Below are 23,455 nucleotides of genomic sequence, written 5' to 3' on the forward strand. Positions count from 1 at the left end.
CAAGAGTTTCCCGATCAGCCGACGATCATCAGCTCCTTGGGGAAGGAGGTCAACGTACGGCAGCCGTCCTCGGTGATCAGCACGTCATCCTCGATCCGCACGCCAAACAGGCCCGGCCCGTAAAGGCCCGGCTCATTGGTGTAGACCGTGCCGGCGGGCAGCTCCTGATGATTGCCACGCATGATATAGGGTGCTTCGTGGACATCGCGGCCAAGCCCATGCCCGGTCTTGGTGCGGATCCGGTCGGCATAGGGCGAGGCTTCCAGCACGCCGGTCACCACATCATCAATCTCATGCGCCGTGACCCCGGCCCGCGTCACCTCCAGCCCAGCCAGATTGGCGCGCAGCACCGTGTCATAGACCGCGCGACCGTCTTCACTGACCTCGCCAACAAAAACGGTGCGGGTGATATCAGCGCAGAAGCCGTCCTTGCGGCCGCCGAAATCGAACAGCAGAGCATCACCGGACTGAACCTTGTAATCGGCGCGCGCGTGCGCGTGGGGGCGCGCGGAATTGTCCCCGGCCGCAACGATAGGAGTAAAGGCCAGGTCGTCGGCGCCTTCGGCAAACAGAGCCTGGATCAGCGCACTTTCGATCTCTTTCTCGGTCTGGCCGACACGCACGCCTTCCAGAACCCGATGCAGCGCACGCTCTGACAGGCTGATAGCCGCCTCAAGCGCAGCGATATCAGCCGCCGTCTTGATCATCCGTAGTCCCGAGATCTGACGTTCGGCATCGATGATTTCGACATCGGGCATTGCCTGTTTCAGCGCGTGATGCACAAAGACCCGCATCACCTGCCCTTCGACGGCCAGCCGGGTCATCGGCAGATGCGCCGCCAGCGCCGCAAAGGCCCCGGCATAGCCATCCTGATCGCGCCAATCAAAAACCGCCCCATCAAAGCCGACCTGCTCCCAGGAGCCAAGTTCAAGGTTCGGAACGATCGCGGCCGGTTTGCCTTCGGCGGGTATCACCAGAACGAAAGGTCGTTCATGGCTCATGAAACTGTGACCGAGGGCCCGCGTGAAATTCGGCCCGGGCACCAGTGCGATGGCCTCCACCTTTAAGGCAGCGGCAAGTTGACGGTAGTCAGCCAAGAGTTGCGTCATCGATTTCGGACCTCGCGCGTTGATGATGTCAGACCAGTGGGGGCTGTTCGTTGCAGCAATGCCTCCGTGATAACATCGAAAATTTGACATTGGAAACAAGGCGTTCCCCGCTCGCCCGTTTTCGGTATCAAACTGCGCCCCCGTCCCCGCCCCTGCATCCTCGCGCCCAGAGACATGAGACCGCCTCGGGACTGCCAACATCCTGCAAACGCCTCACAAAGCCGTTAACCATTTGGTAAGAACTGGCGCAAAAACGCTACAAAGTTTAATAGAATTGAGCCAAATGCGGCGGCAAAGCCACTATTCCCACCGCTTGAAAGAGTTTCATGTTACTTAAAATGTAGACATAAGACCCAAAATTGACGCATTATGCCCACAATAAGGCCGCAAAGACGGCCATTGGGCAAGACGATACAGGCAATGAACCAGGTGACCCGCTTTGGCGGCGTTGTCCGGTCTATAAGCGAGCAAAAAAATGAGTAGTGTTGGATATATTTCCCGCGATATGACGGGAACGACCGTACAGGGTGTGTTTGCTGAAGGTACGCCGGCCCACCTGAACGTCTCTCAAACAAAAGACATTTCACTGAACCTTGGCCGATCCGCGGTCGAAAGTTACGCACGGCATGGCGCCGATCTGCATATCGTGCTGGCCGATGGCCAGACCCTCGTGCTGGACAACTTCTTCAGTTACGGCGCGACCGGTGGCAAGAACCTGTTCCTCAGCGCCGATGGCCAGTTCATCGAGGTTGTGCTGGAGGACAAGGCCGATGGCATGCTGTTTGCCAGCTACGAAACACTGGACCTCTCCGGGAAATGGAGCGCCTATGACGAGTTGGTGTTCCTGGATGTCGACCGCATCGAACCGGTGATCGCCCCGCTGGCAGCGCCGCTGCTGGGCGGTTTTGGCGCCGCCGGTGTCGCAGCGGCTGGGGTAGTCGGCACCGCCGTATTGGTCACAGACGACAGCGAGACTGGAACGCCTCCGGGCCGAGGCCGGGTGCCCACGGTGGACGACCCCGATGCGGTCTACCCTATCGCCGGCTCGACCAACGATCCGGTCGTGATCACCGGCACCGGCACCCCAGGCTCTGAGGTGCGGGTTCTGATCGGCGGCCATACGGAAACAGTGACCATCCGCGATGACGGCACCTGGACGGCGACAATCGCGATCAACGATCTGCCGCCGGATGGCAATTATGATACCACAGTCGAAGTCACCGACCCGGACGGGAATGATTTCAACCTAGACGGGCCGACGGTGATCATCGACACCACCCCGCCCGAGGCCGAGGTCACCAGCGGCACCCAGTCCACCGGTGATATCGTCAATGCGATCGAGCAAGCCGATGGCCCGGTCATCACCGGCAACGGCGAGCCCGGCGCCCGTCTGAACGTGCGGATTAACAACGTTACCCAGCGCACCACGGTCAACGACGATGGCACCTGGTCTGTCACCTTTGATCCTGCCGATATTCCCACTGGCGAATACGAGACCGCCGTGCGGATCCGAACCACAGATGAGTTCGGCAACCGCAATACCTATCACGATGTGCTGGTGGTCGACACCGTTGCGCCGCCCATCGGCATCGACACCGTCGAAGGTGACGACAAGATCAACTTCGTCGAACTCTTTGACGGCGTGCGACTGACCGGAACCGGCGAAGCTGGCGCCTCAATCTCTGTTGATTTCCAGGGCGTTACGCGAACCACAACCGTTGCGAACGACGGCACTTGGTCGGTAATCTACGGCGCCGAACATATCGCTGACGGCGTCTATGACAGCACCATATCTGTAACCTCGGCCGATGCAGCAGGCAACAGCGCCACCGAAACCCATACGGTGCATATCGACACCGAAAACCGCGTCACGATCAACACTCAGGTGGGCGATGATCATACCATCAATGCCTCCGAGCAAGCTGCTGGCGTGACCCTGACCGGCATGGCCGATCCGGGCGCAACAGTTGCTGTAACCTTCCAAGGTATCAGCCACACAGTCACCGCCGCAGCTGACGGCAGCTGGTCATCGGCCTTCTCCCCGGCAGAGATCGGAATCGGCACCTATGATGCCACCGTTTCGGCCGTTGCAACGGACACCGCTGGAAACGTCTCAACCGTCACCAAAACCATTGGTGTCGACACCGAAACCGCAGTGACAATTGATCCTGGACTGGCAGGCGGTGACAATATCGTCAACGCTGCCGAAGCCGAAGTCGGCGTCACCCTGACCGGTGTCGCAGAGCCCGGAGCGGAGGTTTCGGTTACCCTAGCGGGCGTCACCCGCGACGCATTGGTGGATGCCTCCGGCAACTGGAGCGCAACCTTTGAACCGGGTGCCATCCCTCCCGGTGAATACGACAGCGCCGTCACCGTGGCGGCCACGGATATCGCCGGAAACACCGCCTCCGCCTCCTCTGCCTTGCGGGTAGATACTGTGGCTGGCACCGTCACTATATCGCCGGATCCGGTGGAACTCGACGATATCATCAACGCCACCGAGCGTGCGGACGGTGTCGAGATCAGCGGCACCGCCACACCTGGCCTGCTGGTTACCGTCGGGCTTGGCACTGCCAGCAACCAGGTTGTTGCGGATGTGAACGGTAATTGGAGCACCACTTTCCTGGCGGGTCAGATCCCACAGGGCAACGCAGAACTGCCGATCACTGCCTCCATTGTCGACAGCGCCGGAAATACCGCCAGCGCAACGGATACAGTGGCGCTGGACACGCTGGTCGACCCCTTGACGGTTGCCCCGGACCAGACCGCCGACGATATCATCAACCTCGCCGAACGCGCGGCGGGCGTCACTCTGCAAGGCACCGTGGAACAGGGATCCACCGTTCAGGTCACGATCGCAGGCGTCACCCATGCGGCGACTGTGGATGCTGCCGGCAACTGGAGCGCCGATATCGCCGGTGCAGACCTGCCCGACGGCGATTATACCGCGACAGCAACTATCACCGCGACGGACGGGGCAGGAAACGTCCAGTCCCTGACCGAAAGCTTCACGGTCGACACCAGCTACACTACGCCGGATGTGGATGCAGTGACCTTCTCCAGCAGCGATGTGCGCCGGATCAGTACCGAAGGCGCAACCGACAGCTACACGGTGAATGCCCTTAATAGCGATGGTTCGGTCACAGCCCCCACCGCAAGCGTCGATCAGGACCCGGTGTTCGGAACCGAGTTCACCTTCTCGACCCCAGTGTCGGACGGCACCCATCTGGTGATTACTAGCGAGGATAGCGCTCAGAACGCATCCAGCACGCTGGTCGTTCTGGAGGACAATGCGACCAACAGCGGCGCGCTGGATCATGCGGGGCTACCGCAGTTCAATATCGATGCTCTGAACCTCGACTATGCTTCCGACGTCTCGCTCAGCCTGACCGAGGCCGACATCAAGGCGCTGTCGGGCAATTCCGACACTCTGACCGTGCATGGCGGGGCGGATGACACGCTGACCGTTGCCAATGCATCGGCCGCAGGCGTCGAGGCCGTCGATGGACAGATCTACAACGTCTACACCGTCGGTGACGATGGCACCAAACTGCTGGTGGACCAGGACGTCAACGTTCTCATCTGACGACATGTTCCGGCGACGGGTTTTCCCTGCCGCCGGAACCAACGACAAGCCGAAAACCGGCGACGCAGAAGAAGGGCAAAGGGCAGGATGCACTTGGGACGATCCGCTGGAGTGATTGCGCTGTTGTGCAGCCTGTCGGCCTGCGCAGAGCAATCGCCGTTCCTGCTGGGCGGCGGTGACGATGCCGTTGCCGGAACCTCCAGCAATTTTGCGCAGACCGAGGGCGAGAACAGCTCCGAGGTGATTTCGGCCCTGATGCAGCGCAAGTCCCTGCTGGAACCCAACAGCGTCTATCGCCGGGTTGGGGATGCGGCGATCGAAGCGTCCTCCCGCGCCTCCGAAGCCGAGTTGATCAGCGCCAAACTGCGCGCCGAGGCAAAATCCAAGAACTGGCTGCCCACCATCGGTCCCTCTGTCAGCCTGACGGACCTTGGTGATCTGGTGGCCGGGATCCTGATCGAACAGATCCTATTCGACAATGGCCGCCGCAAGGCAGAACGCGCCTTTGCCGCCGCCGACGTCGAGGTCGCAGCGGTCAATCTGTCAATCGACATCAACACGCGGGTCCAGACTGCAGTTGGTCTATACTCTGCAGGTCTGCGCGGCGACGAAAAGGCCGCTTATCTGGACCGCGCCATCCGCCAGATGAGCGAGTTCCGCCGCATCGTGAAAGGCCGTGTCGACGGCGGGCTGAACGATCAGTCCGATCTCAACGTGGTGGACAGCAAGATCAGCGGGCTGCGCACGGCGCGGGCCACCGCGCAGGACGCCGCCGCCACCGCGCGGGCCGAGCTTCAGGCCATGACCGGTCAAAGGTTCCCGGAAAAACCTGCCCGTATGGATCTTGGTACCCCCCCGCAACAGACCGCCTTTCTGGACGTGCTGAAAGCCCAAGCCGAAGCCGATCGCGCCATTGCCGAGGCTATGGCTGGCCGCGCGGGCCTGTTGCCGCAGATCGCTGCTGCCGGGAACGCCACCACCGATGGGTCCGGCGCCGGTCTGACCCTTGATCTGGCGACACCTCTTGGCCTTGGCACGCCTGCCGCGCTTAAGGCGCTCGAAGCCAGCAAGGAAGCCGCCCGCCGCACCATTGGCGAGGCCCAGGAAGACGCCCGCCGCACCTATTCCCGGCAGATGCAGCGTCTTGCCTCATATATCCGGCAAGAAAGCGAAACCGCTGCCCTCGCCCGTGCCAGCCGCGAAACTTATAAGCTGTTCAAATCTCAATACGAAGCCGGTCAGCGCCCGGTGATGGAGGTCGTCTCCATCTACGAAGAGCTGATACGCCGCGAACAGGCACATATCGAAGCCAAATACGAAGTCATCCTGATCCAGTTGGAACTGTCGCGGGATATGGGTCTGTTGGCAGATGGGACTAAAATATGATCAGGTTCCCCGGAAAATTCAGAAGACCCAAGAAGGCCGCGAACGCTGAGCCCCCGGCACAGCCGGTGCCGATCTCCCCTGCTCCGGAGCTGTCTGCCTCTCTGTCCCCTCCCCCGTTCACCGCATCTGCGCCGGAGCCGATGACTGTCAGCCCTGCGCTGGAACCGGCAGCCGACCCGCTGCCGCTGCACCCCGAAGACATGCAGATCGCCGCAACCGGCGCCCCTGACCCCGCGCCGTTGGGCGACACTGCTGGAGATGCGCCGCTACAGCCGGAGATCGCCCCGGAAAATGCCGATGGTGCCGCCGAACAGGCAACCAAAGCACCGGTCGCCGGTGCTGATGAGCGGATCCGGCACCGGGCCGAGCTGATTTCCACGCTTGCCGCCCTCAAAGGCGCCGAAACTCAGACCAGCGATATTGCCAGCTTCCTCTGGCGCGACGGCAAGGGCGACACCTCGCCCAATGTTCTCGCCAAGGCGCTCGGCTCTGCAGGGCTCAAGGCCCGGCTGCAAAAGACGAAGAAAATCACCCCCGGCCTCTGGCCCGCTCTGGCGATGATGCAAGGCGGGCAATGCGTTCTGGTCCTGGAGCAGACCGGTCAGTTTCTGACCATCTATGACACCAGCTGCCCCGACAATCGCACCGAAGTGCCTCTTGGCGACTTCAGCCCCTATTTCACGGGACAGGTTCTGACTGCCCGTACCTCCGTGTCGCAAATGGCCGCACGCCATACCCCGCAGCTGGAAAACTGCCATTGGTTCTGGGGCGAATTCCCCAAATATCGCCGCCAGGTGGGCGAAATCATGCTTGGCTCGCTGGTGGCCAACGTGCTTGCCGTCTCGGTCGCGTTGTTTTCGCTGCAGGTCTATGACCGCGTCGTGCCGCACCAATCCCATGCAACGCTGTCGGTTCTCGCCATCGGAGCCTTTCTGGCCATCATGCTGGAGGCGCTTCTGAAAGTGGCCCGTGCCCGGCTGACGGATACCGCAGGCCGCCAGATCGAACTCTCGGTGCAGCACAGTCTGATGCGCCGGATCATCGGCATGCGCTCGGACAAGAAGCCCCTGCCGCCCTCAGGCCTGTTTGCCGCGATGCGCGATTTCGGCTCAGTCCGTGAATTCTTCACCTCCTCGACCATCTCGACGCTGGCCGACATTCCCTTCATCGCGGTGTTCCTGCTGCTGGTTTCCTCGATCGCTGGGCCGATTGTCTGGGTGATCGTGCTGGGCGGGCTGCTGATGCTGCTGCCGGCCTATTTCATGCAGAAACGCATGATCGCCCTGACCCGTCAGACCCAAGGCGCCAATGCCAAGGCCGGGCGCCTGCTGCACGAGGTGGTGACCGAACTCGACACTCTGAAAACCCAGCGCGGCGAGGACCGGGTTCTGCGGCTCTGGGATGAACTGAACGTGCTGTCCTCCCATTCCTCGACCGAGCAGCGCCGCCTGTCCAGCGCCCTCACCTACTGGTCTCAAGGTGTGCAACAGGCCACCTATATCGTCGCCGTGGTGCTGGGCACGCTGATGGTGTTTGCCGGGGAATTCACCGTTGGCACCATCATCGCCACCGGCATCCTGACCAGCCGCACGCTGGCACCGCTGACGCAGTTTGCCGGCACGCTGGCGCGCTGGAGCAACGTCAAGGCCGCCCTCGAAGGGCTGGAGGCTATCGCCACCGCGCCCCAGGAAAACGACAGCCAGCGCAGCTATCTGCGCCGCGATACCCTCACGGGCCGGTTCGACCTGCGCGAAGTGGTATTCCGCTACGATCCCGATGCCGCCCCGACGCTGGACGTGCCCGCCGTGGCGATCCTGCCCGGCCAACGTGTCGCCATCCTTGGCGTCAACGGCTCCGGCAAATCCACTCTGCTAAAGCTGCTGTCCGGTCTTTACGCACCTGAAAAAGGCCGCGTGATGGTCGATGGCACCGACATCAGCCAGATCGACCCGCGCGATCTTCGCCGCAACATCGGCTATCTCAGCCAGGATGTGCGCCTGATGGCGGGCACCCTGCGCGACAACCTGAACCTTGGCCAGCTGGAACGCGACGACAGCCGCCTGATGGAGGCCCTGGATTTCGCCGGACTCGGCGCCTTTGTGCGCAGCCACCACAAGGGGCTGGATCTGGAAATCGGCGATGGTGGCGGCGGTCTGTCGATCGGCCAGCGCCAGTCCATCGGATGGGCACGCCTGTGGCTGCAGAACCCTGCGGTTGTCCTGCTGGATGAACCGACGGCGGCGCTGGACCAGACGCTGGAGCGCACCATGGTCAGCCGCCTGGAAAGCTGGCTGGAGGGCCGCACGGCAGTCATCGCGACCCACCGGATGCCGATCCTGTCGCTGACCAACCGGACCCTGATCCTGCAGGCCGGGCGCATGGTCGTGGACGGACCCCGCGATCAGGTACTTGCCCATCTTGCGGCGGGAGATAAGAAATGACAGCAACCAGCCACTTTGACCTGATGGAAAGCTCGCGCAGTTCAAGCCGGATCATTCATCTGGTTGGGGCGGCGCTGGTGATCTTCCTCACCTGGGCGGCCTTTGCCTCGGTCGATGAAATCGTACGCAGTGAAGGCCAGGTCGTATCCTCGTCCCGGGCGCAGATCGTACAGAACCTCGAAGGCGGCATTCTGGGCGAATTGTTCGTCCGCCAGGGCGACGTGGTGCAGGCCGGTCAGGTGCTGGGCAAGCTGCAGGACACAAAATTCCGTGCTGCCGCTGACGAACTGCAGGAGCAGATCGACGCGCTGGAGATCAAGCAATACCGGCTTGAGGCAGAGATGAGTGGCGCTTTTGAGTTCAGTGTCCCGGCCCATCTGACCCAGCGCTCTCCTGAAATTCTGGCCTCTGAACGCGCGCTGCTGAAGGCGCGCCAGACGGATTTCAACAGCCGCCGGGAAAGCGCGCATGCCATCATGACCCAGCTGAACGAGGAGCTGGAGAACCTGAAACGTCTCTACAAGACCAACATCGTGGCCCTGACCGAGGTCAACAAGGCGCAGAAATCGGCCACCGATGCCGCGGCCAAATACAATGAAATTGGCACCCAGAACGAGCTGGACCTGGCCGAGGAATACTCCGAAGCCCTGCGTAAGCTGGCCTCGCTGCGCCAGGAGCTGCGTCTGGCGCAGGACCAGCTGAACCGGACCATTATCACCGCGCCGATGTCGGGCATCGTCAACAGCCTGGCTGTGACCACCATCGGCGGCGTGGTGCGCCCCGGTGAAGAGATTTTCGAGATCATCCCGCTGGGTGAAGAGCTATTCGTCGAAGCCCGTGTGAACCCAAAGGACATCGCCAGCGTGCAACCCGGCCAGGACGCCACGATCAAACTGTCGGCCTATGACTATACGATCTATGGCGCGCTGAAGGGGAAAGTGGATTTTGTTTCGGCGGATACCTTCGAGGATGATCGCAACCCGCGGGCAGAACCGTTTTACCGGGTGACTGTACGGGTCGACAGATCCGGCTTCACCCAGCGCCAGCAATCCATCGAGATCCGCCCCGGCATGCGCGCAACGGCAGAACTTCAGACCGGTTCCAAGACCGTGCTGAATTACCTTCTCAAACCGCTCTACAAATCACGTGAAGCGTTCCGTGAACCCTAAGACTGCGGCGCCTTTGCCGCGCATATCCGCATGGATCTAATATTTCGGGACCATCTGTCCCATAGGTGACCTACCTTGGCCGGTCTTCCCTCTGCGCAAGTGCCGACCTCGTTCTGCAGGCGGGCATACGCGAAATTTCTTTTCGCGCGCAGGCACGGATTCCGGATCAACCGGCCCGTTGCATCAATGTCCGCAGCGTGCCGTCCAGAACCGAGCCGAGGGACACCCGTCTGGATCCGATGGCCGCCTTTGATGAAATCACCGACACCAGTCGTGGCGCGTGACCTGCGGTAACCTCGAACACCGGAGAGCCTGAAGCGCCGTAATCAACCCGGCAGGACATCACCAGAGTGCGGTTCTGTTTCGCCAGCACCTGGCATCCACGCTCAAGATTGGGTCTGGTCGCCCGGGTATGCGAATAGGACAGGACCCCGACCACATCCCCCCGGTCGGCATGCCACGACAGGTCCAGAGGCCGGATTTCGCGGGCACTGATCGGGCTATTGAGCCGCAGCACCGCCAGATCGCTGCCGATCTGCGCCACGCCGCCGTTGCCGGTCCGGTAACCCGGATGCAGAACCGCCTTGGTTACAGTTCGCGACGCCTTCACCCGTTGTCCGTTCAGGCCAGCTTCAAACTTGATTGTCCTGGGGTCTACCCTGCGCCCTGTTGACGGATCGAACAGGCAATGGGCCGCCGTCAGCACAAGGTTATTCGCAATTAGGGATCCGGTGCACATATTTCGCCCGGCAATATTGAGACGGCCTACGGCCTCCCAGCCCGGCATCGAATTGACGCTTGGACGAAGCTCATCGGCTTCGGCGCCGCCGGACAGCCCGAAAGACAGGCAGACCGCCGCTATCGCAGCTCTTAGTCTCATTGTCATCCACTCCACTTTCCACACCTGCATCCTGTTGGAGGCCTGCGGCTGGAATGCGGCTCAATCTTGCGTGGACTGGACGAAATGATGGACAGAATATGACGCGGTAAACAAACCCTTAACCCCCCGGCTTTTCCCTCTTCAGCATGAACAATTCCTTTGGAAAAGCCTAACAAAGCTTGCGGATTGTCCGAAAATTTTAGTCAAACGCCCAAAAAATATGAGTGAATTCTTCGTCTATAGGGCGTGAAATAGGGGGGTGAGGGGAAACTTCTTGTCAATAAAGTCGCGAATCCGGGGGTGAATCGCGGGGAATGTGGCGAATCTTGGCCCGCTTCCACCCCGTTTAACGGGCCGGGTTCAGGCGGTCGTGCCACGCCCCCGCCGCATTGCGTTAAGATATCGCAACATGGACCGGCGGGAGGCGCTGCAGGGAAAAATCAACCGAGGCGTGCACCAGTCTGCGGGTCGAACAGCACCGCCCGCTCCAGGCTGATGGCAAAGTCCATGGTGCCCTCAAGGATCATGGCGTAGCCTGAGGTCCCGCGCGCCAGCACTTCCTTCCCGTTCCAGGTCAGAACACAAAGCGTGTCTGCGCCGGTCGCCTCAGTCACGTCGATCTCGCAGGGCACCACCTGCCCCGAGGCTGCAATGGAGGACTGGGTGATCATCTCGGGGCGCAGCCCCAGAACCAGTTTCTGCCCCATCCGTCCCTCAAGCTGTGCGGCATGGGCGGAAAGGTCCAGGACAACGGTCTGATCCCCCCCTTCTGCCCGCACGGTGATTTCCGCCACCGGACCGCGATCCGAAGGCTGCGGCACCACCTCGATGAAATTCATCGGCGGCGATCCGACCAACCCGGCCACGAACATATTCGCGGGCTGCTCGTAGATTTCCGCAGGGCTGGCCAGTTGCTGTACCTCACCATCCTTAAGAATGGCGATCCGGTCAGCGAGGGTCAGCGCCTCGATCTGGTCGTGGGTCACATAGACCATGGTGGCGTTCAGCCGCTTATGCAGGCGCTTGATCTCGGTGCGCATCTCAAGTCGCAGCTTAGCATCCAGATTGCTGAGCGGTTCATCAAACAGAAACACCTCGGGATCGCGTACCAGCGCCCGGCCCATGGCGACCCGCTGCCGCTGACCGCCGGACAATTGGCCCGGTTTGCGGTCCAGCAGGTGATCCATCTGCAGCATCTTCGCGACCTCCAACACCCGCTCCTTGCGCTCAGCCTTGGGCATGCCGCGCATCTCAAGGCCAAAGGCGATGTTCTGTGCCACTGTCATGGTCGGGTAAAGCGCGTAGGACTGGAACACCATGGCGATGTCGCGGTCCTTGGGGTGCACATCGTTGACCACGCGCCCGCCGATGCTGATTTCGCCCTCAGTCACGCTTTCCAGCCCGGCGATCATGTTCAGCAGCGTGGATTTCCCGCAGCCCGAGGCACCAAGCAGCACCAGAAACTCTCCATCCTGAAGATCGATCGACACACCTTTCAGGACTTCGACCGTGCCGTACCGCTTGACCGCGTTGTTGATTGTCAGAGACGCCATGTGACTATCCTCATCCTTTGACCGAGCCAGCGGTAAGTCCGCGCACGAAATAGCGGCCCGCGACGATATATACGAAGAGCGTGGGAGCTGCGGTGATCAGCGCCGCCGCCATGTCCACATTGTATTGTTTGACCCCGGTGGTGGTGTTCACCAGGTTGTTCAGCGCCACGGTAACGGGCTGTGCGCCGCCGGTGGTAAAGCTGGCCCCGAACAGGAAGTCGTTCCAGATCTGGGTGAATTGCCAGATCACCGAGACCACGATGATCGGCGGCGACAGCGGCAGAATGATCCGCCAGAAGATGGTGAAGAACCCGGCGCCGTCGATGGTGGCCGCACGCACCAGCTCATCCGGGATGGTGACATAATAATTGCGGAAGAATAGCGTGGTGAAGGCCAGGCCATAGACCGAATGCACCAGGATCAGCCCGTAGACCGTATTGGTGATGCCAAGCCGCCCCAACGTCTGCGCCATCGGCAGGATCACCACCTGAAACGGCACGAAACAGCCGAACAGGATCAGGGCAAACACCAGATTGGCGCCGCGAAAGCGGAACTTGGTCAGGGCAAATCCGGTCAGCGCCCCCAAGAGGGTCGAAATCGCCACCGCAGGCAGGGCCATCCGCACAGAGTTCCAGAAATAGGGTTCAAGCCCGGTGCATTCGACGCCAATGCAGGCCTCGCTCCAGGCGTGGCGCCAAGCGGTAAAGTTCAACTCGTGCGGCAGGGCCAGCAGTGATCCGCTGCGGATCTCTTCCAGCTCTTTCATCGAGGTACCAACCACCACATAGGCAGGCAGCAGAAACCAGACGGCGAACAGGATCAGCACGGCCCAGAGAAGCCCTCGCAGCAGCATCTGCTGGCCGGGCCGCGCCGTGGACAGGCTCAGATGATCAGACATGTTTCTTGCCTCGCAGCTCGGAGTAGAGATAGGGCACCATGATCGCGGCAACCGTTGCCAGCATCACCATGGCCGAAGCCGCGCCGACCCCGATCTCGTTGCGGCGGAATGTCATTTCGTACATGAAGTTGGCCGGAAGGGTGGAGGCGTAGCCCGGCCCGCCCCCGGTCAGCGACACAACCAGATCAAAGCTCTTGATCGCCAGATGCGCCAGGATCACCACCGCGCTCATGAAAACAGGGCGCATTGAGGGCAGTATGATGCGCAGGTAGATCTGCCAGGGAGAAGCGCCATCAAGGCTGGCCGCCTTGATGATGTCCTGATCGACGCTGCGCAGGGCAGACAGGAACAGGGCCATCACGAAACCGGCGCTTTGCCAGACGGCGGCCATTACCAGCGCGTAGACCGCAAGATTCTCATCGACGATCCAGCCGAACCGGAAACTCTCCCAGCCCCAACTGCGCACCACGGTTTCCAGCCCCAGCGAGGGGTTCATGATCCATTTCCAGGCAGTACCGGTGATGATGAAGGAAATCGCCATCGGATACAGGTAGATCGTGCGGATGAACCCTTCGGCGCGGATCTTCTGGTCCAGCAATACCGCCAGAAGGCAGCCGATCACGGTGGCCGCGATGATAAAGAGGGCGCCAAAGACGAACAGGTTGTCGATGGCCACCGACCAGCGGTCCATCTGGAACAGCCGTTCGTACTGGCGGACCCCGGTCAGGGTATAATTCGGCAGCATCTTCGATTTGGTCAGCGACATATAGCCGGTCCAAAGGATGAAGCCGTAGACAAAGAACAGGATCGCCGCAAACCCCGGCGCCACAACAATCTGCGGCAAGAGGCGTGCCAAACGGTCCATCACAGTGGCAGAGGGACGGGTCACAACGGAATTCTTTCGCTAGACTGCGGGAGGTGACGCTGCGCGGCCCAGTTTTGTCGGGGCCGCGCAGCAGATCATGCAGCGCAGTGGCTTACATCGCCAGCTTGATGGCTTTCACCAGCTTTTCGGTCGCCTCGGTCGAGGACATGTCCGAATTGAAATGCGCGGTCACCACGTCGATGAAGGCACCGCGGATGGCGCCGGCCTGCGCAATTTCATGCGCCATCGACCCCATCAGCGTGCCGCCTTCGGCCGCTGCAACCATATCGTCCATGGATTTGATCGCGCAGGCATCGAATTCGCCGCGCGGTACATCGGTGCGGGCCGGGATCGATCCTTTGTAGAGGTTGAAGGTCTCTTGGAAGTCGGTGCCGAGGATCAGCTCAGCCAGCAGCGCCTGCCCTTCGACATTGTCATCCCCGCTGACGTTGAACATGGCAAAGCTGTCAGAGTTCAGAAGGTAACCGCCATCGGACGGGGTCGACGCGCAGATGTAATCCTTGCCCGGCTCCAGACCCGCCGCGGCGAATTCGCCCTTGGCCCAGTCGCCCATGATCTGCATCGCAGCCTCGCCGCGCATCACCATGGCTGTCGCCAGGTTCCAGTCGCGGCCCGGGAAATCGGGGTCCACGTAACCGCGCATCTTGCGCATCTGGTCGAACACCTTGACCATCGTGTCCGATCCCAGCGCCTCCATATCGAGATCGACCAGTGCATTTTGGTAGAAATCAATGCCGCCGACGCCCAGAACCACGGTTTCGAAGACCGTCGCATCCTGCCAAGGCTGACCGCCATGGGCCAGCGGGATGATCCCGGCGGCCTTCAGCTTTTCTGCAGTCTCGTTGAATTCATCCCAGGTCTTGGGCACATCGGCGCCGACCTTGGCCAGAACCTCGGGGTTGGCCCAGATCCAGTCGACCCGGTGCACGTTGACCGGCACGGCCACGTACTGGCCATCGTATTTCACGATGTTCTGGATGGTTTCGGGCAGCACCTTGTCCCAATCCTGCGCCTCGGCAACAGCGTTGAGATCGCCCAGCGCGCCTGCCTCGGCCCATTCCTGAATGTTCGGCCCCTTGATCTGCACCGCAGCCGGGGGATCGCCTGCCAGCACGCGGGCGCGCAACACGGCAGCCTGCGCATCACCGCCACCGCCAGCGACGGGCGCATCCACCCAGGTGCCACCGCGCGCCTTGAAAGCTTCCTGAAGCGCCTGAACCGCCTTTGCCTCACCACCGGACGTCCAGTAATGCAGCACCTCGGCCTTGGGTTCAGCCATCGCGGGCGCGGCAACGGTCACGGCCAGCATCGAAACAGCGCCCAAAAGCGCCTTTGCAACGTTTTTCATAATATCCTCCCAGATCATGCCTGTCTCCTCAGGCACCTGATGGCTCACTCTACCGGGCCTTGTGCCCGCGCGGTCCATTCAATTTGTTGCGATTTGTTGCGTTCTTCCGCACAGTCGCCCCCCGTGAGATACAAACTGTTACATACCCCGGCGCTGATCTCGCTATGATGGCGGTCCGGACATACGACCAAGGATACCCTGCCCCGTGCCCCGCGTGCATATCGTCGAAGATGACAGCGAGATTTCCGATCTTCTGTCCACCTATCTGTCAGGCCGCGGTTTTGACTGCTGCGTCTCTGCCTCCGCCGAAGCCGCGCAAGAACTGACGCCGCAGGAGTTCGACATCTACGTGATCGATGTCATGCTGCCGGGACAGGACGGGCTGTCGCTGTGCCGCTGGCTGCGCGAGCGATCAGAGGTGCCGGTGATCATCCTGTCGGCCATAAAAGGCGACACCGAACGCATCATCGGGCTGGAACTGGGCGCAGACGACTATCTGGAAAAGCCTTTCAATCCCCGTGAACTTCTGGCGCGGATGAACGCGCTGCTGAGGCGCAGCAAGGGACCCGGCGAGCGTAGCATGCTCACCGGACAAGTGCGGTTCTCCGGCTGGATGCTGGATTGCGCGCGGCAGAAGCTGCACAGCCCCGCAGGCATGCTGGTACCGCTCAGCTCAACCGAGTACCAGCTGATCACCGCGCTGATTTCCGCCCTGCCCGATCCGGTGTCGCGCGATGTGATCGGCCGCGACATCTTTGGCGTCGAGCTTGGCCCCGAGGACCGGCGTGTCGATATCCTGATCAGCCGCTTGCGCAAAAAACTCTCGGCCGCGGCGCCGGACGCGGATTTCATCAAGACCGTGCGCAACCGGGGTTATCAGTTCTCGGCGCCGGTCAGCGGCTGACGGATGCGGTTGCGCTCCCTCCTGATCCAGGGTCTGGGGCAATTGCCCGGATCTCTGGCCCAGCGCCTGCCACTGTTGGTGGCGCTGTCCTTTGTGGCCGGGATCGTGGTGGCGGGCTGGACCTCCTACCGCATCTTTGACCGCCGCTCTGCGCTGCTGATCGCCGAAACCTCGGGGCCTGCGATGCTGCAGATCCTGCGGCAGGCAAGTGGGCCCGATGGCGCAACGTCGGGCAGGTTGCCGCCCTATGAATGGCAGCGCACGCCCAGCGGCTTTACCGCCGAGGCCGCCCATACGGTGCCGCTGATCCTGATCCTCGACGGTCGCCGCCTGCGTGCCGCAGCTGTGTTCGACACGCCGCCGAAATTGCCGGACATCCTGCGCGCGGCCAGTGAACCGCAATCGCCCGAACGGCGTCTGGGCGACCTCTCGCGCGCGATCACCCGTCAGGACAGCGGCGCCACCCTGTCGCTGTTCGAATCTGACGGAACGGTGCTGTCGATTGCCGCCCCCAGCCTGTGGCGTCCGCGTCTGGAAGAAACAAAGGTGGCGCTGATCGGGCTTGCGGGTTTCCTCTTGGGCATGGCCGCCATCATCCCGCTGGCGCTGAACCTAGCGGCGCCCTTCCGGCTTTTGGCCCGGCGCGATCCAGCAAAGCTGCCGCCACTGGCGTCAAGCGAGGCCATTCAGGTACGCGACCGCATTGATCTGCTGAAGGAACGCTTTGCTGAGGAGCAGGCCCAGAAGGTGCGCGGACTGGCCGCGATTTCGCACGATCTGCGCACGCCCGTGACCCGGTTGCGCTTGCGCAGCGAGCTCTTGGAGGATGAAGAGCTGCACCAGCGCTTCAGCGCCGATTTGGACGAGATTTCCGGCATTATCGACGGTGCCCTTGATCTGCTGAGCATCCGCCACCAAAGCGAGCAGAGCCACCAGTTCGCGCTCTCCAGCCTTGTCGAAAGCCTGGTGGATGATTACCGCGACACCGGGCGTGCGGTGCGATTTCTAGGTCAGCCTCCCCTACGTCTGCCGGGGGTTCCCACCGTCTTTGGCCGCAGCGCTCCGGTGGACATATACACTGGCGGGCAAAGCCTGATGCAAGGGCAGCCGGACAAGCTGCGCCGCGCGCTCAGCAATCTGATCGACAACGGGCTGACCTATGGCACCGAGGTCTCGGTGTCGATTTCGGGCGCCGGATCCGAGGCGCTTGACGTCATTGTCGAGGACGACGGGCCGGGCATCCCGCCGGACCGGATTACCGCCATGCTACGCCCGTTTTCCCGGGGGCATATCGGCGGTGGCGGCGTTGGGCTGGGACTGGCGATTGCCCAGGAAATCGCCGAGCTGCACAATGGGGAGCTCTTCGTCGAGAATACCCGGACCGGGCTAAAGGCAACCCTGCGACTAATGCGGGGACCAGTCCTGCCAGAGTGACATCAGGCGGCTGGCAGGTGTTGCAGGTCCCGCCTCTTCAGGGACTGGCGTGCCAGATCTCCATACCCGGTGCGAACATATCCGCGGCCCTCTTCACCCGTCAGCCCGTGCACGGCGGCCAGTTCAGGGAAGAGATAGAGCAGTTCGCGCAGATCCTCGGCAGAGAGCCCGCGGATCGCTTCGGGGCCAGGCCAGAAGGTTTCGGTCGCGATGCCTTCGGCAAAGATCACCTCGTGCCGCTCGGTCATCAGGTGCACATAGGTGACCGGTCCCGTCACCTCTGAGAGCTGGCCGCAATTCTCGTCGACCTCTGCCAGCAATTTTGCCGACAGGAAGCTTTCGCCAAACGGTGTTTCCCGGTCAAAGGTACGGCGGTTGACCAGCAGGCGGTGTTGCGGCGACAACAGCATCGGTCGCTCTGGCCGCAGCAAGCCATCCGGGCGCAGGCAATAAGGGCGCAACTCCGGTCGCAGCGCCAGTTCGGCCGGGCTCAACTCGCGTTTACCGACCCAGATCACCGGCTGAAAACCGTTGTCGGCGGTCTGCAGCAAATCCCCTACCCGGATCCGCCCGGCAGGCACAGCGCCGCGGCTGGTGGCCAGCAGGACCTCTGGCGTGAAACAGGGAATGCCCGCAGACATCAGCTGGGCATGGGATGAGATATCCCCGGGGGCAACGCCGCTCAGCACCAGTTTCTCACCGCCCGGGAAAGACAAAAGCGCGTTGCCGAACCCATCGTCCGTGACGGTGACATCAATCGTGCGAATGGCCCCATCCGGCCCGGTGCCACCGGTCAGCTCAGAGACATCAAGCTGGTCGTTGAAGAACGAGTCGCTGTCATCGTCCCCCATGTCGAAGTCGCCAATGGTATCGACGCCGCCCGAGGTGGTCAGCACCATCTGGTCATAGCCGGCGCCGCTGGTGATGGAATCATCCCCGGCACCCATCTTGATGGTGTCATCGCCCGCGCCGGAATCAATCTTCACGCCGCTGGCATCCGCCGACGCATCAACCACATCGGCCTGATCCGTCAGTGTCAGCGCTTCGATCTCGGAAAAGGTAATCGTGTCGGCGCCGTCGGTAATCGTCCCGGCTTCATTGCCAGTGTAGGTGACCGAAACGCCCGTAGTGACAGCCGACATATCGACTGTGTCGTAGTCAACCCCGGCCTCGCCGCCCGTAAGGGTGTCATTGCCAAAGCCGTCGGACATCTGAAAGACATCCGCATCGGCCTCACCGAACATCAGGTCATCCCCGGCGCCACCTACAAGCAGGTCGTTGTGGTTGCCACCGTACATCGTATCGTTGCCGTCGCCGCCTTCCAGCGTATCGTTGCCATCGGTTGCAACAATGCTGTCGTTGCCGACGCCGCCGACAAGACTGTCATCCCCGGCCGAGTTCTTGAGCGTATCGTCGCCCTCGCCGCCGATCAGCGTGTCATTGCCAAGACCCGTGGTCAGGTAGTCGTTGCCAAGACCGCCTTCGATGTAGTCGTCGCCATCACCACCCGCGATCGTATCCGCGCCATCGCCACCGATCAGCGTGTCGTTGCCGGTGCCGCCATCCATGGAATCGTCACCGGTACCACCGTCGAGGCTGTCGTTGTCATTGCCACCGTAAAGGGTGTCGTTGCCCTCTCCGCCTTCCAAGGTATCGTTGCCATCGGTCGCAACGATGCTGTCGTTGCCAACGCCGCCGACAAGGCTGTCATCCCCGGCCGAGTTCTTAAGCGTGTCATCGCCTTCGCCACCGATCAGCGTGTCATTGCCGATCCCGGTGGTCATGTAATCGTTGCCAAGACCACCTTCGATATAGTCGTCGCCATCGCCACCGGCCAGCGTATCCGCACCATCCCCGCCGATCAGAGTGTCGTTGCCGATCCCACCTTCCATGAAATCGTTGCCAGCCCCGCCATCAAGGCTGTCATGACCTTCCTCCCCGAACAGGGAGTCATCCCCACCCTGGCCAAAGACCGCATCGTTACCATCACCTGCCAGAACCGTGTCATTGCCTTGTTCGATGGTGGTGACGACGGCATCATCGATCACATCACCCGATAGTGTGAAACCGGCCAGGCCGTCGCGCGTTTGCAGGGTGAACTCGATCGAGGAACGGTCTTCGAATCCGGCCGAGAACCAGGCGTCCTGATCGGTGTAATCGTTCAGCTCAGTCCCGGTCGCAGTGACCATATTTCCATCGATCGAGGTGTTGAGCGAGGAATCCGCCGACACCCCGAAGGAGGTGAAGCTGTTGCCATCAATGATGACCGCCTCGGCATCGCCCACGTAGCTGTTGTCATCCACATCGTTGAATGTCGCAGTCGAATTCAGGTAGATCGGGTCGCCGGTTACCGGGTCAAAGAATTCCAGGCGGAAGGTCGCCCGGTCCCCCGGCTGATCACCGTCCAGCAAGACCTCTGCGCCCTCTGCATAGCCGAATTCGACCCACATGTTCGGGTTGGATTTCTCGACCAGAACCAGCCTGCCCCAGACCGTGCTGCCGTCCTCCAGGGTTGCGATGTCGCTGAAAACGGCGTTGTCGCCAGAAGAACCGGTCCAGCCATCGTGAGACACGCTTTGAAGGTTGCTGAGCTTCAGCTCCAACGGGCTGGCATCGATACCCTGGTCGAAACCGTCGCCCATGTCGCCAAAGATAATATCGTCGCCGCCACCGCCGTCGATGACATCATCACCCTCTTCACCGGCGACCGTATCGTCACCGAGATCGGCACTCATCGTGTCATCGCCGGTGGTGCCGCCCATGTGGTCGTTACCCTTACTGCCGGCAAGGGATGCAACGAGGTCGGATAACCAGTCTGGTTCAGCCATGGTGTTTTCTCATTCTCATGCGGTTCGGGTCAGAGGCAGTACAGGAAACGGTTTACAAAGGTCCGCAGTAGCACCAGCGGCAACATCTACAGACATGTCGGTAAAAAAACGTAAATCAGCGCCAATGTCTTTGTATCCGGCTCAGTATCCATCGGCACTGCGTAGGGGCAGATCCAGCTCATCACAGGTTCTGAGATGCCGCTTGCGGCGCCTCCCCGAAATACACACCCCGACAGCCTGCGCAGCTGCCGGGGTGTCTCGCTTTAACAAGGCTCGCATCGCCAAGCCGACGCTCAGGCGGCTTGCTGTTCCGCGTCCGAAGTGCCTGCGAAACGCTGCAACAGGTCGGTCAGACGCGAGGATTCGCTCTGCATTTTCTGACTTGCCCCGATCGTTTCGTGGACCATGGCCGCGTTCTGCTGCGTGACCTGATCCAGCTGTGCAACGCCGACGTTGATCTCCTGCAGGCCCGAGGCCTGCTCAGTTGCAGAGGAGGCGATGGAGGACACCAGCTCAGAAACCTCGGTGACGCTCTTGACGATCTCGCTCAGCGTGTCACCGGTTGCCTCTACCAGGCGTTCGCCCTCTGCAACCTGTTTGGCGCTGCTGCCGACGAGTTCCTTGATATCATTGGCCGATTTGGCCGCCAGATGGGCCAGACCGCGCACCTCGGAGGCGACAACAGCGAAACCGCGGCCCGCTTCACCCGCCCGCGCAGCCTCGACGCCAGCGTTGAGCGCAAGCAGGCTGGTCTGGAAGGCGATATCGTCGATGACGGTGATGATCTTGGTGATGCTTTCCGAGGTTTCTGCGATCGAGCTCATCGCCGCCTTGGCCTCCTGCATGACCTGACCACCGCTTTCGGCGCGGGTGCGCCCGGCCTTGGCCTGCTGATCAGCAGCCTGTGCCTGTTCTGCAGCCGATTGTACGCTGGCCGACAGCTGCTCCAACGCGGCAGCGGATTCTTCCAGAGTAGCGGCTTGGGTTTCGGCACGCTGCGACATTTCATCGGACATCGAGGACAGGCTGCGGGCGTTCTGATCCACAGCGCCGGCACTGATCCGCAATTCCTCGACAAGATCGCCCAGCGCCGAGGCCAGATCGTTGAAGTCGATGCACAGCATTTCATAACTTTCACCCAGATCGACCCAGTCCCCGGAGGGGATGCGCTGCTGCATGTCGCCCCCCTTCAGTCGCGCCATCGACGAACTGAGGATCTGGAACAATTCCACCCGGCGTGCATTCTCGTGCTGGTTTTTCTGCTCGGTCACCTGCGCTTCGGCAAGCCGGTCACGCAGCCCGGCAAGATTGCGGGCAATCTCCCCAACTTCATCGCCGCGATGGGTATCCGCGATTTCGCTGCTGTAATCCTCGTCCATCAGCCGCTTCACTGCACCAGCGGCTTCGACGATGGGACGACTAAGAAGCACACCGAACACCAGCGCCATGATCAGAGCACCGGCCATGGCGGCAACGCTGATACCGAGCTGCAAAAGCCGACTGCGCTCAATCAGTTGAGTGATTTCGGCTTCGACCGCCTGTGTGCGCTCACCCATCGTGTCTTGCAGGCCATTCACGGTATCACGCAGGAGGGCAATGGCCGGAACGATCTCGGCATAGGCCAGATCCCGCCGTTCTTCGGGTGCAGCCCGTTCAAGAGCCGCGGTCGTTGCGGCAAAGCTGTCCAAGGTCGGCGTCAGAGTCATCACGGTCTTGAAGACATCCGGTTGCCGTGCGCTGGCGATGGAAACATCGACGAAACGACCTTTGGCGGCTTCGACTTCGGCAACGACCTCTTCGATGTTGCCGCGCAGACCGGCCAGACCGGCATTATCGCCGCCGGTATAGGCCAGAAGATCAGCCAGCCCCTGTTCGATATCTTCTTTCATGTCGTCCAGGCTTTTCAGCTGAGCGACCACGAGGCGGGATTGATAGATGCTTTCGGTGAGACGGTTACTTACGAGCCAGGATGTCACGGCAATGGCCGCAAGCATGGCAACAAAGGTGCCGCCCAATAAGAAAACCTGAGTGCGCAGAGAGAAACGGTGCATAGTTACTTACCTATTTGGAGCCTTCACAGAGCGCTCATAGCCGTGCTGTTGCAGGACAACACACGCCCTGGAGATCTTCACGCTAGGTAAAATTAATGTATATCCGGTTACCCCCGCCCCTCTGGAAAGGTGAATCAAACGGAAAACAGGTTCAATTTTCCGCATTCATTCCGTTTTCTGAGCAACCGGACGCCCCCCATCAATGGCCAAGAATTTGGTTGAGGAAACCCTGGGTCCGTTGGTGTTTTGGCGCAGAAAAAAACAGCTCTGGCGTGTTTTCCTCGATGATTTTTCCCTCATCCATGAAGATCACCCGATCCGCCACCTGCCGGGCAAATCCCATTTCATGGGTTACGCAAACCATGGTCATTCCGGTTTCTGCCAGCTCGATCATGGTGTCCAGAACTTCCTTAATGACCTCAGGGTCCAAGGCCGACGTCGGCTCGTCAAACAGCATCACGCGGGGCCGCATGCACAGGGCTCGGGCGATGGCCACCCGCTGCTGCTGACCACCGGACAATTGCCCGGGATATTTCTCGGCCTGGTTCTCGATATGCACCTTTGCCAGAAAACTGCGGGCAGTGGCCTCGGCCTCCGCTTGCGACAGGCCCCTCACGGACATTGGCGCCAGAATGCAGTTTTCCAGGATCGTCATATGCGGGAACAGGTTGAAGTGCTGAAAACACATACCAACCTCGGACCGTACCTGCCCGATATTCTTCAAATCCGAGGTCAGCTCGGTGCCATCGACGACAATCTGCCCTTCCTGATGGGCCTCCAGCCGATTGATGCAGCGGATCAGCGTGGATTTACCCGACCCTGATGGCCCAGCGATGACGATCCGCTCACCCTTCTTCACCGTCAGGTCGATCCCCCGTAACACGTGAAAGTCGCCATACCATTTGTTGAGACCGGAAATCTGGATCACGGCCTCTTCGCGCGCCTCAGTCTGTGCCGGTTTGGTTAGTGTCGGATTGGTCAT

The 23,455-nt window shown here is 61.2% G+C and carries 15 protein-coding genes; 6 read left to right on the top strand and 9 right to left on the bottom strand.

Going from position 1 to position 23,455, the window contains the following annotated elements; translation table 11 throughout:
- Positions 1–14: 14 nt before the first annotated feature.
- Positions 15–1,109 (bottom strand): M24 family metallopeptidase, encoded by a 1,095-nt coding sequence (locus SM764_RS19390; protein WP_368948717.1) that lies wholly within the window; start codon positions 1,107–1,109, stop codon positions 15–17.
- A gap of 505 nt (positions 1,110–1,614) precedes the next feature.
- Here SM764_RS19390 and SM764_RS19395 point away from each other — a divergent pair.
- The 4 genes from SM764_RS19395 to SM764_RS19410 all read left to right on the top strand — a co-directional run bounded on the left by SM764_RS19395 (position 1,615) and on the right by SM764_RS19410 (position 9,691).
- Positions 1,615–4,695: an Ig-like domain-containing protein gene (locus tag SM764_RS19395; RefSeq protein WP_369002506.1), complete on the top strand. Its 3,081-nt coding sequence runs from the start codon at positions 1,615–1,617 to the stop codon at positions 4,693–4,695.
- Positions 4,696–4,782: 87 nt separating this feature from the next.
- Entirely contained in the window at positions 4,783–6,081 is a 1,299-nt protein-coding gene (locus tag SM764_RS19400; protein WP_369002507.1) for a TolC family protein, read from the top strand.
- Positions 6,078–8,522 (top strand): ATP-binding cassette domain-containing protein, encoded by a 2,445-nt coding sequence (locus SM764_RS19405; RefSeq protein ID WP_490363089.1) that lies wholly within the window; start codon positions 6,078–6,080, stop codon positions 8,520–8,522. Before SM764_RS19400 ends, SM764_RS19405 begins: the two co-directional genes overlap by 4 nt.
- Positions 8,519–9,691: an HlyD family type I secretion periplasmic adaptor subunit gene (locus tag SM764_RS19410; protein ID WP_347510590.1), complete on the top strand. Its 1,173-nt coding sequence runs from the start codon at positions 8,519–8,521 to the stop codon at positions 9,689–9,691. Before SM764_RS19405 ends, SM764_RS19410 begins: the two co-directional genes overlap by 4 nt.
- Positions 9,692–9,857: 166 nt before the next feature.
- Here SM764_RS19410 and SM764_RS19415 read toward each other — a convergent pair whose 3' ends face one another.
- The 5 genes from SM764_RS19415 to SM764_RS19435 all read right to left on the bottom strand — a co-directional run bounded on the left by SM764_RS19415 (position 9,858) and on the right by SM764_RS19435 (position 15,256).
- Positions 9,858–10,571: a trypsin-like serine peptidase gene (locus SM764_RS19415; protein WP_369002509.1), complete on the bottom strand. Its 714-nt coding sequence runs from the start codon at positions 10,569–10,571 to the stop codon at positions 9,858–9,860.
- 440 nt (positions 10,572–11,011) lie between these two features.
- On the bottom strand, positions 11,012–12,124 hold the full coding sequence (locus tag SM764_RS19420) for an ABC transporter ATP-binding protein (RefSeq protein ID WP_369002510.1): 1,113 nt from the start codon (positions 12,122–12,124) through the stop codon (positions 11,012–11,014).
- A gap of 10 nt (positions 12,125–12,134) precedes the next feature.
- On the bottom strand, positions 12,135–13,022 hold the full coding sequence (locus SM764_RS19425) for a carbohydrate ABC transporter permease (protein WP_274830197.1): 888 nt from the start codon (positions 13,020–13,022) through the stop codon (positions 12,135–12,137).
- Positions 13,015–13,887, bottom strand: coding sequence for a carbohydrate ABC transporter permease (locus SM764_RS19430; protein WP_368948733.1), 873 nt, complete (start codon positions 13,885–13,887; stop codon positions 13,015–13,017). Before SM764_RS19430 ends, SM764_RS19425 begins: the two co-directional genes overlap by 8 nt.
- Positions 13,888–13,999: 112 nt before the next feature.
- Positions 14,000–15,256 (bottom strand): ABC transporter substrate-binding protein, encoded by a 1,257-nt coding sequence (locus SM764_RS19435; RefSeq protein WP_369002511.1) that lies wholly within the window; start codon positions 15,254–15,256, stop codon positions 14,000–14,002.
- Between the two features lie 205 nt (positions 15,257–15,461).
- On the opposite strand from SM764_RS19435, the gene SM764_RS19440 reads away from it, so the two are divergent.
- Together SM764_RS19440 and SM764_RS19445 are read left to right on the top strand one after the other, a co-directional pair.
- Positions 15,462–16,160 carry a response regulator transcription factor gene (locus SM764_RS19440; RefSeq protein WP_368948711.1) on the top strand — a complete coding sequence of 233 codons (699 nt, stop codon included), beginning with the start codon at positions 15,462–15,464 and terminating at the stop codon, positions 16,158–16,160.
- A gap of 3 nt (positions 16,161–16,163) precedes the next feature.
- Positions 16,164–17,594, top strand: coding sequence for a sensor histidine kinase (locus SM764_RS19445; RefSeq protein WP_369002512.1), 1,431 nt, complete (start codon positions 16,164–16,166; stop codon positions 17,592–17,594).
- A 2-nt stretch (positions 17,595–17,596) separates the two neighbouring features.
- Here the strand turns inward: SM764_RS19445 and SM764_RS19450 are convergent, their stop codons facing one another.
- The 3 genes from SM764_RS19450 to SM764_RS19460 form a co-directional block, all read right to left on the bottom strand.
- Positions 17,597–20,422, bottom strand: coding sequence for a Hint domain-containing protein (locus tag SM764_RS19450; RefSeq protein ID WP_369002513.1), 2,826 nt, complete (start codon positions 20,420–20,422; stop codon positions 17,597–17,599).
- 293 nt (positions 20,423–20,715) lie between these two features.
- Positions 20,716–22,473 (bottom strand): methyl-accepting chemotaxis protein, encoded by a 1,758-nt coding sequence (locus SM764_RS19455; RefSeq protein WP_369002514.1) that lies wholly within the window; start codon positions 22,471–22,473, stop codon positions 20,716–20,718.
- Positions 22,474–22,672: 199 nt separating this feature from the next.
- Entirely contained in the window at positions 22,673–23,455 is a 783-nt protein-coding gene (locus SM764_RS19460; RefSeq protein ID WP_369002515.1) for an amino acid ABC transporter ATP-binding protein, read from the bottom strand.

Source organism: Pseudophaeobacter sp. 1A16562, from assembly GCF_041008785.1.
Classification (GTDB): domain Bacteria; phylum Pseudomonadota; class Alphaproteobacteria; order Rhodobacterales; family Rhodobacteraceae; genus Phycobacter; species Phycobacter gallaeciensis_A.